The 14303-nt window shown below is 50.6% G+C and carries 15 protein-coding genes; 2 read left to right on the plus strand and 13 right to left on the minus strand.

The annotated features are described in order from the left end of the window. Positions 1-151: 151 nt before the first annotated feature. A complete protein-coding gene (locus tag ABJ225_RS09965) occupies positions 152-541 on the plus strand; it encodes a TIGR04086 family membrane protein (protein ID WP_162838958.1) in 390 nt (129 codons plus the stop codon). Positions 542-608: 67 nt separating this feature from the next. Here the strand turns inward: ABJ225_RS09965 and yajC are convergent, their stop codons facing one another. The 13 genes from yajC to nadB form a co-directional block, all read right to left on the minus strand. Continuing rightward, the gene (gene yajC, locus ABJ225_RS09970; protein WP_053426459.1) at positions 609-878 is read right to left on the minus strand and encodes a preprotein translocase subunit YajC; all 270 of its coding nucleotides are present in this window, start codon (positions 876-878) and stop codon (positions 609-611) included. A gap of 20 nt (positions 879-898) precedes the next feature. Further along, the gene (gene tgt / locus ABJ225_RS09975) at positions 899-2038 is read right to left on the minus strand and encodes a tRNA guanosine(34) transglycosylase Tgt (protein ID WP_053426458.1); all 1140 of its coding nucleotides are present in this window, start codon (positions 2036-2038) and stop codon (positions 899-901) included. A 33-nt stretch (positions 2039-2071) separates the two neighbouring features. After that, entirely contained in the window at positions 2072-3097 is a 1026-nt protein-coding gene (gene queA / locus ABJ225_RS09980; protein WP_079516464.1) for a tRNA preQ1(34) S-adenosylmethionine ribosyltransferase-isomerase QueA, read from the minus strand. Between the two features lie 21 nt (positions 3098-3118). Continuing rightward, positions 3119-3325 (minus strand): DUF2905 domain-containing protein, encoded by a 207-nt coding sequence (locus ABJ225_RS09985; protein ID WP_048006216.1) that lies wholly within the window; start codon positions 3323-3325, stop codon positions 3119-3121. Then, positions 3322-4323 (minus strand): Holliday junction branch migration DNA helicase RuvB, encoded by a 1002-nt coding sequence (ruvB, locus tag ABJ225_RS09990; protein WP_218246276.1) that lies wholly within the window; start codon positions 4321-4323, stop codon positions 3322-3324. Before ruvB ends, ABJ225_RS09985 begins: the two co-directional genes overlap by 4 nt. Positions 4324-4341: 18 nt before the next feature. Further along, the gene (gene ruvA / locus ABJ225_RS09995) at positions 4342-4950 is read right to left on the minus strand and encodes a Holliday junction branch migration protein RuvA (RefSeq protein ID WP_053426454.1); all 609 of its coding nucleotides are present in this window, start codon (positions 4948-4950) and stop codon (positions 4342-4344) included. A 449-nt stretch (positions 4951-5399) separates the two neighbouring features. Next, a complete protein-coding gene (locus tag ABJ225_RS10000) occupies positions 5400-5930 on the minus strand; it encodes a BofC C-terminal domain-containing protein (RefSeq protein ID WP_347319934.1) in 531 nt (176 codons plus the stop codon). Positions 5931-6056: 126 nt separating this feature from the next. Continuing rightward, a complete protein-coding gene (locus ABJ225_RS10005) occupies positions 6057-6794 on the minus strand; it encodes a YhcN/YlaJ family sporulation lipoprotein (protein ID WP_481900617.1) in 738 nt (245 codons plus the stop codon). 88 nt (positions 6795-6882) lie between these two features. Beyond that, the gene (locus ABJ225_RS10010; RefSeq protein WP_347319938.1) at positions 6883-7812 is read right to left on the minus strand and encodes a phosphotransferase; all 930 of its coding nucleotides are present in this window, start codon (positions 7810-7812) and stop codon (positions 6883-6885) included. Positions 7813-7858: 46 nt separating this feature from the next. Next, positions 7859-9427, minus strand: coding sequence for a SafA/ExsA family spore coat assembly protein (gene safA / locus ABJ225_RS10015; RefSeq protein ID WP_347319940.1), 1569 nt, complete (start codon positions 9425-9427; stop codon positions 7859-7861). A 163-nt stretch (positions 9428-9590) separates the two neighbouring features. Beyond that, on the minus strand, positions 9591-10688 hold the full coding sequence (gene nadA / locus ABJ225_RS10020; RefSeq protein WP_218246281.1) for a quinolinate synthase NadA: 1098 nt from the start codon (positions 10686-10688) through the stop codon (positions 9591-9593). Beyond that, positions 10675-11535: a carboxylating nicotinate-nucleotide diphosphorylase gene (gene nadC, locus ABJ225_RS10025; protein ID WP_318341474.1), complete on the minus strand. Its 861-nt coding sequence runs from the start codon at positions 11533-11535 to the stop codon at positions 10675-10677. The genes nadA and nadC overlap by 14 nt, the downstream gene beginning before the upstream one ends. Next, positions 11504-13057 (minus strand): L-aspartate oxidase, encoded by a 1554-nt coding sequence (gene nadB / locus ABJ225_RS10030; RefSeq protein ID WP_347319942.1) that lies wholly within the window; start codon positions 13055-13057, stop codon positions 11504-11506. Before nadB ends, nadC begins: the two co-directional genes overlap by 32 nt. Before the next feature lie 125 nt (positions 13058-13182). Here nadB and ABJ225_RS10035 point away from each other — a divergent pair, with 125 nt between their 5' ends. Next, positions 13183-14298 carry an IscS subfamily cysteine desulfurase gene (locus ABJ225_RS10035; protein WP_347319944.1) on the plus strand — a complete coding sequence of 372 codons (1116 nt, stop codon included), beginning with the start codon at positions 13183-13185 and terminating at the stop codon, positions 14296-14298. The last annotated feature ends 5 nt before the right edge of the window (positions 14299-14303 follow it).

A 14303-nucleotide genomic window follows, 5' to 3' on the forward strand; every position in this document is an offset into this window, starting at 1 on the left:
TCACCTCCATCAGCTCATCCTTCATAGTATCGACTCGAGATAATCATTCATGAGAGGGATATTTGCCCAAAAGCCAGTCTTTTTTCCGCTAGTGCTGAATATGCTTGTACTAGAGCTCATCAAATGAAGAATTGGAAGGGAGAGATCGATCATAGAAGCCAAAAAATTAGGGGGCGCAGTACTCTTCGGCACGGTCACCATCTTTGTGATTGCCATCGCTGCAAGCTTGATCTTTTCATTGCTGTTGCGGTTCACTAGTCTGACGGAGAGTTCCATTTCCTTATTCATTACCATCGTTTCGTTCCTGGCGCTGTTCATCGGGGGATTCATGTCTGGGGGAAAAGGCAAGACCAAGGGATGGATGCTCGGAGGTTCCACGGGAATACTTTATACCCTTTTCGTCTTCCTTTTTCAATATCTCGGGCTGGACTCATCCCCGTCTTCAGAGCAGCTCATCTATCATGGTTGCTATATCCTGACGGCGATGATGGGTGGCGTACTCGGGGTCAATCTGAGCGGAGGCAACCCTCAGGAAAACTGAATCACACAAAAAAGGCCTGCACCCGTCCACGCTTGACAGCATGGAAGAGCACAGGCTTTTTTTATACTTATACTTCTGTCTTAACAATCTCCCTGATCGCATTCCGATCATATGTAAGACGGCTTCCATCACCGCATTTGATGATGACTTTTCCTTCTTCGATGGCATCGATGAAGCCGTGAAGTCCGCCGATCGTTATTACCTTATCGCCTTTAGCCAGCTCGCTTTGCATTTGTGAAACGGCTTTTTGACGTTTCTGCTGCGGGCGGATAAGCAGGAAATAAAACAATACGAACATCAAGACGAGCATGATGATTGAACCTAGTCCTCCTTGCATGTGTTTCCCCTCCTTTCAAATTAGAAGTTCTTCGCGTCCGGACGGTTGAAACCGTACTGTTCGAAGAATTCTTCCCTAAAGTCCCCCAGTCGATCTTCTCGAATCGCTTGTCTGACTTGTTCCATTAAGTTTAACAGAAAATGCAGGTTATGATAAGTCGTAAGCCTAATTCCGAACGTTTCGTCACATTTGATCAAATGACGGATATAAGCCCTGCTGTAGTTCTTACATGTATAGCAGTCGCACTTTTCATCGATCGGTCTGAAGTCTCTCGCATACTTGGCATTTTTCACCACGAGACGGCCTTCACTCGTCATAAGGGTACCGTTACGGGCAATCCTCGTCGGCAGGACACAATCGAACATATCAATCCCCCTGATGGCTCCGTCGATCAATGAATCCGGGGATCCTACGCCCATGAGGTATCTCGGCTTATCGAAAGGCAGATGAGGAGTGGTGAACTCAAGGACCCTGTTCATGACGTCCTTCGGTTCTCCTACAGACAATCCACCGACTGCATATCCAGGGAAGTCGAGTGAAGTGAGGTCACGGGCACTTTGCTTCCTGAGTTCCTCATACTCCCCTCCTTGTACAATTCCGAACAACCCTTGATCCTGCGGACGCTGATGGGCTTCGAGACAGCGTTCTGCCCAGCGCGATGTACGCTCGACTGAACTCTTCATATAATCATATTCTGCTGGGTACGGCGGGCATTCATCAAAGGCCATCATGATATCGGATCCGAGGGCATTTTGGATCTCCATTGCCTTCTCGGGGCTAAGGAAAAGCTTATCGCCGTTCAGATGGTGACGGAAATGGACCCCTTCTTCTTCAATTTTACGGAGCTTGCTCAGGCTGAATACCTGGAAACCGCCTGAATCAGTCAAGATGGCACGGTCCCAGTTCATGAACTTGTGGAGACCGCCCGCTTCCCGGATGATCTCATGACCCGGGCGCAGCCAAAGGTGATAGGTGTTGCTCAGGATGATTCCTGCATCCATCGCCTTCAGATCTTCCGGTGACATCGTCTTGACCGTGGCAAGGGTACCGACAGGCATGAATACCGGTGTTTCGAATGTGCCGTGTGGGGTATGGACCTTCCCGAGCCGCGCACCTGTTTGCTTACATGTTTTAATGTGCTCATATCTGATTGCAGTCAACGTGTGATTCTCCTTTTTCAGTGTTGCAGCTGATTATTTTAAGAACATGGCGTCGCCGAAGCTGAAGAAGCGATACTTCTCTTGAACGGCTGTTTCATAGGCTTTCAAGACATGCTCCTGACCTGCGAAGGCACTTACGAGCATGATGAGGGTCGATTTCGGCAGATGGAAGTTTGTAATCAAGCCATCGATGCCTTTGAACTCATACCCCGGGTAGATGAAGATATTCGTCCATCCGTTCTCTTCCACAAAACGATCATGCTTGGAGGCAATTGTCTCCAACGTCCGAGTCGATGTGGTACCGACGGTGATGATGCGCCCGCCCTTATCCCTGACATCATTCAAGAGGCGTGCAGTGCCTTCAGAGATTTGATAGAATTCCGAATGCATATCATGATCCTCGATGGAATCCACCGACACCGGGCGGAATGTTCCGAGGCCGACATGAAGCGTGATGAAGGCAATATGAACACCCTTTTGCTTTAGCTCTTCCAGTAGCTCCTCGGTGAAGTGGAGTCCGGCAGTAGGGGCTGCGGCAGATCCGCGCTCCTTGGCATAGACGGTCTGATAGCGGTCCTGCTCTTCGAGTCGCTCCCTGATGTATGGAGGCAGAGGCATTTCACCAAGCTCTTCAAGTACCTCATAGAAAATGCCATCGTACGCAAATTCCATGATCCTCCCGCCATGGTCCTTCGTCCCGACACAGGTTGCTTTCAGCTTCCCGTCCCCGAAGACGACCTCCGTACCCACCTTCACGCGCTTGGCGGGTTTGACGAGGGTCTCCCATTGATCCCCTTCTTCCTGTTTGAGGAGAAGGACTTCGATGTTGGCCCCCGTCTCTTCTTTTTGCCCAAAAAGCCGGGCCGGTAATACACGTGTATCATTCAGTACGAGGCAATCGCCTTCATCCAGTAGATCTACAATATTTTTAAATCGAAGATGATCTATGGATCCATCTTCTTTATCCAGTACCATCAGTCTGCTTTCAGAACGATTCTCAAGCGGGGTCTGAGCGATCAGTTCCTCCGGCAGATGGAAATCAAAATCTTCAACTTTCACTTTAGGTCACCTGACTTATCATTATTTGAATCGGCCGATAAAATAAAAGACCAACGACAGTATAACACTTAACAGGACAGAAGTCATAAGCGGGAAATAAAAAGTTGCATTCTCCTTCTTCACTACGATATCACCCGGTAGTTTCCCGAGTTTCGTGAATTGAAGGAGCAAGCCGGCCACGAGAAGGACGGCTCCCGCGATCATCAAAAGTTTCGGTAGGCCGCTCAATTGGCCGGCACCTCCAGTTGGAAATGCTCATACACAAGATGCGTCACGATCCTGCCCCTGGGGGTCCGTTGCAGAAATCCGATCTGCAGGAGATAAGGTTCATACACATCTTCGATCGTATGGGATTCCTCCCCTATGCTTGCTGCAATGGTATCGAGCCCCACGGGACCACCCCTGAAGCGTTCGATGATGCCCCTGAGAAGCTTATGATCGATGTGGTCGAGTCCGAGCTGATCCACTTGTAGAAGATCCAGCGCTTCCTTCGATAGCGTCGATGAAATGTTCCCGTCCGATTTGACCTGGGCAAAATCCCTTACGCGCCTCAGGAGTCGGTTGGCGATTCGGGGCGTACCCCTGGATCTCCTGGCGAGCTCCCTTGCGGCCACGGGGTCGATCTCGGTCCTGAGGATCGCGGCGGTCCGCTTCACGATCTCATTCAGCTGATCTTCATTATAGTACTCCAGCCTGCAGAGGACACCGAAGCGGTCCCTGAGGGGAGCGGAGAGTGCGCCGGCGCGCGTCGTGGCCCCCACGAGGGTGAACGGCGGAAGATCCAGCCTGACAGAACGTGCACTCGGACCGGTGCCGATGACAATATCCAGGCAGAAGTCTTCCATGGCTGGATAAAGGACCTCCTCGATGGCACGTGGCAGACGGTGGATCTCATCAATGAACAGCACGTCTCCGGGCTCAAGGGCCGTCAGTACGGCAGCAAGATCCCCCGGTCTTTCAATGGCAGGACCCGATGTCGTTTTCATGTTGACTCCCATCTCATTGGCGATGACTGCTGCAAGGGTCGTCTTTCCGAGACCAGGCGGCCCGTACAAGAGTACGTGATCAAGGGTTTCCTCCCGCATCTTCGCCGCTTCGATGAATACTTTAAGATTGTGTTTGACCTTGTCCTGACCGATATATTGTTTGATGGTCTGTGGTCTTAAGGAGAACTCGAAACGATCCTCATTCTGTTCCGATTCGCCTGATACCAATCGATCGTCCATCTCATCTGCTCCTTTCCATTATGATTTCAGAAGAAGCTGGAGGCCCTTCCTGATATATTCATCCGAAGAGAGCTCCTGCCCTTTGAGCTTCGGTTTGATTTTCTTGACCTCTCGATCGGAATACCCAAGCGCCTTCAGGGCAAGGATGGCTTCCTCAAATGCTTCATCCCCGGAATCAAGGACCGTTTCTTCAGGATTGAAGAGGCTTGGGAAGTAGTCCGGAACAACATCCTGCAGTTTCCCTTTCAGGTCAAGGATCATTTGCCTCGCCGTCTTTTTCCCTACGCCGGGGAATTTCGTCAGGAATGTATCATTCTCTTCCTCAATGGCGGTAATCACCTGCTGAGGCGCACCCGATGCAAGGATGGCAAGAGCCCCTTTCGGCCCGATGCCTGATACATTAAGGAGCTTCATGAACAATAGTTTCTCTTCCAAAGCAAGGAACCCATAGAGGGCAATGATGTCTTCCCTCACATGCTGATATGTAAAAATCTGAATTTCCTGACCCTGATATTTCGAATATGCAAACGGATTGGCTGCAAACAATTGATACCCAATCCCTCCATTTTCAACAACCACATACTCGGGACTCACCATCTGTACAGTACCTCGAATATATTCATACATAATATCACTTCACTTTCTGACAAGAAATACGCAGGAGGGTCGCTCTGGCCCGACAAGCTTAAGGCGGGACGGGCTGAAAGGCGTCCTTTGCCTTTTGGTCCGGCTCGACTTAAGACCTCGAGGGCCAACCCTCCGGAGCTGGACAACAGAAATGCGGAGGGGCTTTGATAGGGGCGACAAGCATAAGATGGGCTGAGCGGAAAGGCGTCTTTTGACTTTTGGTCCGGTTCCACTTATACTCTCAATCCCCTTGTGCATCTCCTCACGGGAGCCTTCCGTACTGGCCATCGCCGCCTCGCATATTAAATCTATTGTATCATATCACTTATTGATTTTATGGAAAAGCACCGATAAAAAGAAACGTTTGTTCTTGTTTTTCGGTTTTTGTCCGACACAAGCTTCCTCTGAAATGCGCGCATGAAAAAACAGCCGGTCAAATGACCGGCTGTTCACTGTGGCAGGGAGTAAGGTTTCAATTGTTCGAGAACGTCTACATACGCTTCCTTGGATGTAATGGGGATCCCATTTACCAGATCATCATGCCGATTGCTTTCCAGCTTATCAAGATCGATTTGGAAAAAGGATTGGATGATTTCCGCTTGACCTGGCTTGCCGTTGAAAATGGATAATACCCCTTTTTCGGTCAGGCCGAAGTAACCATTCGTTTTGAGCAGAGGTGAAATATCATCCATCTGCTTCTGGAAGACGATTTGTTCTTCGCTCATATCAATCAGTTGCCACTCTTCGTAGGCAGCCCAGAAATCTTCCATGCTCCAGATGGTTTCCTGTACGATTTCTTCACTTACTTCACCATCCAGATAAATCCTTTCCAGGATCAGCGTGACGGTATGCGCGGATGTCTCCTCTACGGGTACTTCTAGAACCGGCCCGTCCGCCGCCTGCTTTTCATCTGAATAGAAGAAAGTAAAATATGTGGCTCCAGTCAACAACATCACCATAAACACGATTCGAACGTTCATCGTCATCGTGATCACCTCGGGATTCATTATGTATTGCTATCCCTAGTCTTACCATCCGTGGGACGATTTATCCCGATCGTTGAAAAAAGACTGTACAAAGGAGCACCCCTTCGTACAGTCAAGCTTCTACGAATTGCGGATTGTATTGAACATATCATGAAGGTCCAGATTGATTCCATCCAGCGGTCCGCCGCCCCTCAGGTCATTATCGATATTTCGGACCCGGCTGAATGTGCCTTCATCTGTCACGACGGAAACCGTCCTGCCTTCGAGGTATGGCTGTACTGCTTTTTCTACGCGTTGCTTTGTTTCTTCTTCTTTTGAATGGTCCCTGACCTCGATGGCGATCAGCACGTCGGTTCCGTACGATACGGCGCGAACGTCACTGACGTTCTTCACATGCCCCGTGACATCGCCGATCTTTTCGGCAAGATCTCCCTCATAGGCAGTATAGTACGAATTCCGTGCTTTGCGCGTATTATCATCCAAATGGCCATGATAATTGGCATCGCCGTGGCTTCCACGGTTATCCTGGGCAAAGAAACCTGCGTCATATGGCGCCAGGGGGGTGGTGGGATTCTGGGGATTGCCGTCATCATCCCTCACCTGCAGAAATTTCTGTTTCTGACTGCGGATGTCTTGACCTTCCATGCCTACGGAGTGATCAAACATTTCGGTCAAAGGACCATCATGGCGGTCATTTTTATCTCCACCGTGACCTTCATTCGAATAGTAGCCCAGTGGTTCATAAGAATTGGTGTATTGCTGACCGGATTCTTTCTCCCCACTGCTACAGGCAGCAAGGTTAAGCGACATGAATGCTGTCATACCAAGAAATGCATAGCGCCTCTTCAACGTATTCATTCCCCCTCACCACTATTTGAGCATAGTGCTCGTTTATAGGGTGCGGAGGAACGGAGCCAATCATTCCATCAATAGTTGGGACAACCTCCTACAAATGGGTGACGATCCTCCTTAATTCACTGTGCAGCTCTTGAACGAAACGCATCCGCTGGTGAAACTGCCCCAATGTGATCTGTACCAGATAAGGCCACACATGCTCCCTGTATGACTGTCCTTCCCGGATGAACCGGTTCCATTCCCTGAAAATATCACTCGGATACATCAGTCCAAGAAAGAATGCTGCATCATGTCGATACTTCCTTATAGAAGGTATGGCCATTACATCCGCCAAAGACCAATCCAAATACGGAAGGACCCGGTTCGCCATCTGGATATCATCTGTGATGGCAGGAGACCTTGATAACAAATCAAAGTCGATGAGGTATACACGGCCGTCTGTTCCTCTCAAAAAATTGTGATGGGCCACATCCCCGTGGACCATGCATCTTCTCCCTTTATAAGGACCAAGTGCATCAAGCTCCTCCAATGCCCACCTTCCCCATTCATGATAGGTGGACAGATAATACGGGGCGATAAAGTGTTGAAGATAAGGCTGATGATAATCAAATAACGTCATCCGTTTCTTCCACTTGTCAATCCACCTGAATTCAGGCACATCTTCGACCCATGAGCTCTGAATCCTCCTTGAGGCACGGTGGAATCCTTTTAATACACGCCACGCTTCCTGCCTGTCTGAAGCATCTGCGTAATCGATGTCAGAAGCTGTCTCAAGCCAGTATGAAATCCCGATCACACTACCCTCGAACGAGATGACTCCGGTCTGATGCAGTGGATGCATCGGGATGACATGGTCAAACCCTCCTTGCAGAAGCTCCTTGATCAGCATTTCTTGGATGATAAACCGTTTCTCCGAGGAGTAACGTTTGACAAACCACTTCCTGCCTCCGGACCTCAATACCCATTTCCCGTCTTTCAGGGGTTCAATCGACGCTCCGACTTCCCCCAACTTCCATTGCAAAAAAGAAAGGAGACGAACTGTGTAGTCGTCTCCTCCATGCTCCCATCTATCCTTCATTGTCTTCGTCATAAAAGTTCGGCATGGAGAATGCTCTTGGGGCACCCATTTGCATACCTTGAGGCAAACCCTGCCCCATCATTCCCGGCCCGAAACCTTGTGGCTGAGGCATTCCATATGGCATCGGCTGATTCCATTGGGGAGCCTGCTGCTGCCATTGTGGCTGACCCTGTGGTTGAGGACCCCCGCATCCACAATCTTCCTGATCACTCGCTCCCATCACACCGGGTTGACCCATCGGCATTTGTTGGTTCATCTGTGCTCCCATCACGCCCGGCTGACCCATTGGCATCTGATGGTGCATCTCTGCTCCCATCACACCCGGCTGACCCATTGGCATCTGATGATGCATCTCTGCTCCCATCACACCTGGCTGACCCATCGGCATTTGTCCATCCATCATGGCGCCTTGCACTTGGTTTTGCCCCCATGGTCCAGGCATTCCAAATCCTCCAGGTCCGCAGAAACCTGGTCCAGGCATTATTGGTGATACCGGATGGCATGGTTGTGGCATCCCCTGGTGCATCATTTGATTCTCATCCTCTGCACCCATTACTCCAGGCTGGCCCATTGGCATCTGCATTGGCATTTGCATCGGCATTTGCATCGGTGATTGCATCGGCATCTGCATCGGTGACTGCATTGGCATTTGCATCGGTGACTGCATCGGTGACTGCATTGGCATTTGCATCGGCGACTGGGCATTCGGCATGAACGGCATGAATGAGGAAGAGTCTTCATCATATCCTTGCTGCATCATCGGCATGTTCATCTGAGGATATTGGGCTCCCTGAACCTGATTCCACGGTGCTTGAGCTCCCTGGACTTGGTTCCAGTGGCCCATTCCGCCGCCTTGCCACGGCTGCATGCTTCCACCTTGACCGAATCCCGGCATGACCGGTGAAACAGGAACACATTGATTTGGATTATAATACATAGGCTGAGTGAATCCCCCTTGTTGTGGTTGAGGCATTTCCAGGCTTTCTTCCTGTTGTACCCCTTGTACGCTGTGCTTTGCTTTTGGTGCTTCTTTTTTTGGTTCTGTTGCTTTTGGAAGGATATTGGTAGGTTTAGGCGGAGTCTGTGGCTGAGGCTTTGCTTGCGGTTTTACTTGTTGCATCGGCTGTTGTTTCGGCTGCTGGACTGGTTGTTGCATCGGTTGCTGCTTTGGTTGGACCTGCATATTCATCATGTAATAGTTATTGATGTCGATCTCCGGAATGACCGGCTGTGGCATCTTTGGCGTGAACGGTTTTTGTGCTTCTTTCGGCTTTTCAGCCTTGGGCTGTTCCGCCGGCATCGTCATCGGTTTCTGCTCTTTAAAAGGATGCTCTGCTTTCGGCATTTCCTTTTTGGGAGCCTCCTTGGAACCGTACTTGATCTGTGTCTCTTTTTTTACGGTACCGCCGGATGTAGGGACTTTGATCTTCATTCCGGGCATGATCATATCCGGGTTGGACAGCTGGGCGTTCATGTGCTTCAACTCTTCAAAATTGACGCCATATTTTTTGGCGATTTTCCAGAGCGTATCACCTTTTTGTACGATATGAATCTTCACGCGTCATTCCCCTCCTCAGGCATAAGTCTATATATCCTATGATAAGATGGGCAAATTGCTAATCATCTACATAAAAACTTATGATTATGCGGATTCTTTTATGCCAGGGCCCCTGATTTGAACAGCACGAAAAAAATGCCGGAGAGAATCCCCCGGCGTAAGGTCAGGCCCGAATCAACATGCGCTCCAGTGCCCGAACGGCTTCTTTTGTTACGGAAGGTTCCACTTTGATCACATTGACAGGATCGTCTGCCATTACATGCTCAAGGGCCCATAGGAGATGCGGCAGGTCAATCCGGTTCATGGTGAGGCAAGGGCACATATACGGGTTCAACGATATGATGTGTTTGTCTGGATGATTCGCAATGAGACGTTTCACCAGGTTCATTTCCGTCCCGATAGCCCACGATGATCCGGATGGTGCACGCTCGATCATGTCGATGATATATTTGGTGCTGCCGTTGTAATCGGATTGCTCAACCACTTCCCTCCTGCACTCAGGATGGACGATGACCTGCATGTCCGGGTGATTCTTACGCACGCTCTCTATATTCTTCACGGTGAAATTCTCATGCACGGAACAATGGCCCTTCCAAAGGATGACTTTGATGTTTTCAAAATCCCCATCATAGACAAGGTCATTTGTGGCTGGATCGAATACGGCCATGTCATCAAGGGATATCCCGAGGTCTGCAGCCGTGTTCCTGCCGAGGTGCTGATCAGGGAGGAACAGGATCCTTTCTTTTTCCCCCAGTGCCCATTCCACCATCTTATGGGCATTTGACGAGGTAACCGTTGCCCCCCCGTACCTTCCTACAAAGCTTTTAATGGCTGCGGTGGAATTCACATAGGTCAACGGCAGGATCCCATCGCCAAACGTCTCCGTCAATTTTCTCCAAGCTTTCTCTGTCTGGAAGATATCGGCCATGTCGGCCATAGAACACCCTGCCCGCATGTCAGGGAGGATGACCGTCTGTTCGGGTGAGGTCAGCATATCAGCTGTCTCTGCCATGAAATGGACCCCGCAGAAGACGATGTACTCCGCTTCCTTATTCTCGGCTGAAACCTGTGCGAGCTGGAGTGAATCCCCAACGGCATCGGCAAACTGGATCACTTCATCCTTTTGATAATGATGACCAGGGATAAAGAGCCTGCTTCCCATCAGTTGTTTGATCTCCCTTACCCTTTCCTCCATTTCAGCCGTCGTCATGGAGGTGATGGACGGTGGGAGGGAAACATGCAGTGTATCAAGAATTCCCATGTGTTTGTTCATCCTTTCTGATGTCCACTCGTGCGCTGATGTCGAGTGCCGCGACCGAGTGGGTCAAGTATCCGAGTGAAATGTAGTCGATCCCTGTCCACGCATAGTCTTTAAGCATTTCACGGGAAATGCCCCCCGACGCTTCCGTGATGATCCCGGCGGGAACGTGGCGCATCCATTCCTTGATCTCTTCCGGGGTGCAATTATCGAACATAATTACATCCACATGGCTTGCGACAGCTTCGATGAGTTGTTCTTCCGTCTCGATCTCCACTTCGATCTTCACCATATGCCCCGTAGCCGACCGAATCGTTTCCACAGCCTTGGTGATGGAACCGGCAAAAGCGATATGATTATCCTTCAGCATCACGGCATCGTAAAGCCCAAATCGGTGATTATACCCTCCCCCGACCCTGACAGCATATTTCTCGAGCATGCGCAGGCCTGGTGTCGTCTTCCTGGTGTCACAGATTCTCGCACCGCTTCCCTCGACAGCCTTGACCGCTTCTGCCGTTTCTTTCGCAATCCCGCTCATGCGTTGAATGAGATTGAGAATAACCCTTTCTCCCTGCAGAAGATCCTTCATCCTGCCCTTCACGGTTCCAAGGTGCTGCCCCTCAACAACGATCTCCCCATCCTTTACGAAAAGATCCACTTCAATGGATGCATCAAACATGGCGTAAGCGGTCCGGACGATGTCTTCTCCGCAAAAGACACCAGGCTGTTTGGCCATCAGCGTGATCATCCCTTCCTGTGAATGAAAGAGCGTCTCTGATGAAAGGTCCCCCTCCCCCAAGTCCTCCCTGTAAAATTCCTCAAGCATGGATCTTAGTTTCAACAGATTCATAGACAGACACCTTCAACCTTCCCGTTTGTATTTTCATGTGAATGCTTTTTTTATCCCATTCCGGACGCTTTTTGGGATGATCCCTCCTGATGTGGCCACCCCTGCTTTCTTCCCGCAGGAGGGAAGCCGTCCCGATGAGACGTGAAACAACCCAGATTAAGTAATCTTCCATGTCCTCAACGTCCAGATCGTCCATCTTGCTTTCATAGGTGAGACCGAATCCACCCAGCCATTGCATTAACCGCTGCAGGCCCTCCTTCGAACGGATGATGCCGGCTTCTTCCATCATCCTCTTCTTTAACATGGTGCGATCGGGAAGTTGTCCGGGTGTGCCTGTGATCGGTGCATGGGCGAGTGGTGCGGTCTTCGAGGGAAGCGCCTCCTTTAAATGGTCCGCAAGCCTCTGCCCATATACAATCCCTTCCAGTAGGGAATTGCTGGCTAATCGATTCGCCCCATGAACCCCGGTGCATGCAGCTTCCCCGATTGCATACAGGCCATCAAGATTCGTCCTCCCAACGTCATCCACCACGACCCCACCCATGATGAAATGGCATCCCGGAGCCACAGGGATCCTCCCCCTTTCAATCGGAAATCCTTCTTTTTCACAGCGGGCCGTGATTGAAGGGAACCGGGTTGGGAAATTCCGGATACCTGTAATGTCGAGATACACGTTTCCTCCCCCGAGCCTCTCCCTGTAGATCGCTTCTGCCACCACATGTCTCGGCGCCAGGTCCTTCAATGGATGGATCGATTCCATAAGGGCTATTCCGTCTTCCCTTACGAGCACTCCCCCTTCCCCTCTCACGGCTTCCGAGATCAGTCCCTTTGTTCTCCCGCCCGATATCATGAGGGTCGGATGGAACTGGATGAACTCCATATCGCCCACTACAGCTCCAGCCAAAAATGCCATGGCGATCCCTGTTCCTGTGACCGAAGGATGATTGGATGTGGACGCATAAATCCCTCCGACCCCGCCGCTTGCGAGGACGATGTGATCCCCGGTGTACGTATGTATCACACCCGCTTCATCCTTTGTTCTCACTCCGGCAATCCGTCCATTACGATCTTTCAGAAGATGATAGGCCATCTCTCCTTCGATGACCTTCACATTTTCAGAAAGGGATGAAATCAGGAAATCAATCAAGAACCTCCCCGTCTGATCTCCGCCGCTGTGCACAATCCTCTTCTTGCTGTGTGCTCCTTCCATTCCGAGTTTCGGATCAAAAGTCATGCCAGCTGAGAGCAATGCTTTCACGGCGCGTTTCCCGTCCTCGACGAAAGACATGACCTTTCCCTCTTCCTGAAGACCTTCCCCGGCTATGATCGTATCCCTCATGTGAAGTCCGGGAGAATCATCCGGGGAAAGGGCAGCCGCGATCCCGCCTTGTGCCAGGTAGGAGTTGGACGATTTCATCCGCGACTTTGTGATAATCATCACATTCATGCGATCTTGAATATTTTTTGCAAGCTGTAATGCGGCTACCCCGCTTCCGATGATCAATACGTCCGCTTTTCTCATAGAGAATCCTCCCGTTTTACCTTACAGGTGTCTTGACACATATATTTACACATTATTAAACTAATAACAAGAGTTTTTTCTTCCGAACTCATTTGTCAGATTATTCGATAAAGGATGATATCATCATGGATTATTTCGACTACGCCTCTACCACCCCCATGGATGCCAGAGTCCTGGACATCTATCGCGAGGTCGCCGAGCATTACTGGGGCAACCCGAACAGCCTTCACGATATAGGCGGATCAGCCAAGGAGATTCTCGATCGGTGTACAGACACCCTTGCCAGCCTTTTTGGGGTGCCATCTGCAGGCTTGACCTTCACCTCAGGGGGGAGTGCAGGAAATGCTGCCGCCCTGATCGGCCTTTCTCACGGCAGGAAGCACCTGGGATCCCATATCATCATCGGTGGAGCAGAGCATGCCTCCATCCATAACGCTTCTGGACAACTGCAGTCAGCAGGGTTCGAGATCACGTTCATCCCCAGTAGGGAAAACGGACTCATCGATCTCCGGCGGCTGCAATCGTCTGTCAGGATGGATACGATCCTCGTCAGCATCGCCCACTGCAATGGAGAAATCGGGGTGATCCAGCCGATGGGGGATATCAAGGAGATCCTCCGCGACAGCGCGGCCCTGCTTCACTCTGACCTTGTCCAATCGTTCGGGAAGTGGCCCATCGAAGAGGCCATCCGTCATGCAGACAGCTTTACGGTGTCTTCCCATAAGATCCACGGTCCGAAAGGGATGGGTGCCCTTTACATCGATCCGTCGATTGACCTCCTTCCTGTACAGAGGATCTCAGGCACACCGGACCTGCCGGGTATCACTGCTTTTACGGCCGCTGCAGAAAGAGCCACCCCCATGCCGGATCATTATCAGATGCTGAGGAATTCCTTTTTCGCTTCCCTTGATTCGAAGATGGGGAACAGCTATCGCGTTTACGAAGGACCCGTGGGTCATCAGCTTCCACAGGTCATCGGGCTTGCGATTGAAGGCATTGAGGGGCAGTGGCTCATGCTTGAATGCAACCGTCGGGGCATCGCCATTTCCACGGGAAGTGCCTGTCAATCCGGAATGCAGGGAATTCCCATCACGCTGAAAAGCATGGGAGCTACTGAACGGGATGGAAAGGAGTTCATCCGGATATCGTTCGGTCCCTCCACGACACTGGAGAAAATCGACCGGCTCACCGACACCCTCGCCGAAGTCAGGCTGTCCATTTTAAGCGGGGGTGTGATATGATTTTC

The sequence above is a fragment of the Rossellomorea sp. RS05 genome (assembly GCF_039822645.1).
Classification (GTDB): Bacteria; Bacillota; Bacilli; order Bacillales; family Bacillaceae_B; genus Rossellomorea; species Rossellomorea marisflavi_B.

Bases quoted from the DNA above. Each gene is read 5' to 3' on its own strand.
- nadB (WP_347319942.1), bottom strand. From the start codon at position 13,057: ATGAGAAAAGCGGACGTATTGATCATCGGAAGCGGGGTAGCCGCATTA.
- nadA (WP_218246281.1), bottom strand. From the start codon at position 10,688: ATGGGAATTCTTGATACACTGCATGTTTCCCTCCCACCGTCCATCACC.
- ABJ225_RS10005 (WP_481900617.1), bottom strand. From the start codon at position 6,794: ATGAATACGTTGAAGAGGCGCTATGCATTTCTTGGTATGACAGCATTC.
- nadC (WP_318341474.1), bottom strand. From the start codon at position 11,535: ATGAATCTGTTGAAACTAAGATCCATGCTTGAGGAATTTTACAGGGAG.
- yajC (WP_053426459.1), bottom strand. From the start codon at position 878: ATGCAAGGAGGACTAGGTTCAATCATCATGCTCGTCTTGATGTTCGTA.
- ABJ225_RS10035 (WP_347319944.1), top strand. From the start codon at position 13,183: ATGGATTATTTCGACTACGCCTCTACCACCCCCATGGATGCCAGAGTC.
- ABJ225_RS10000 (WP_347319934.1), bottom strand. From the start codon at position 5,930: ATGAACGTTCGAATCGTGTTTATGGTGATGTTGTTGACTGGAGCCACA.
- ruvA (WP_053426454.1), bottom strand. From the start codon at position 4,950: ATGTATGAATATATTCGAGGTACTGTACAGATGGTGAGTCCCGAGTAT.
- ruvB (WP_218246276.1), bottom strand. From the start codon at position 4,323: ATGGACGATCGATTGGTATCAGGCGAATCGGAACAGAATGAGGATCGT.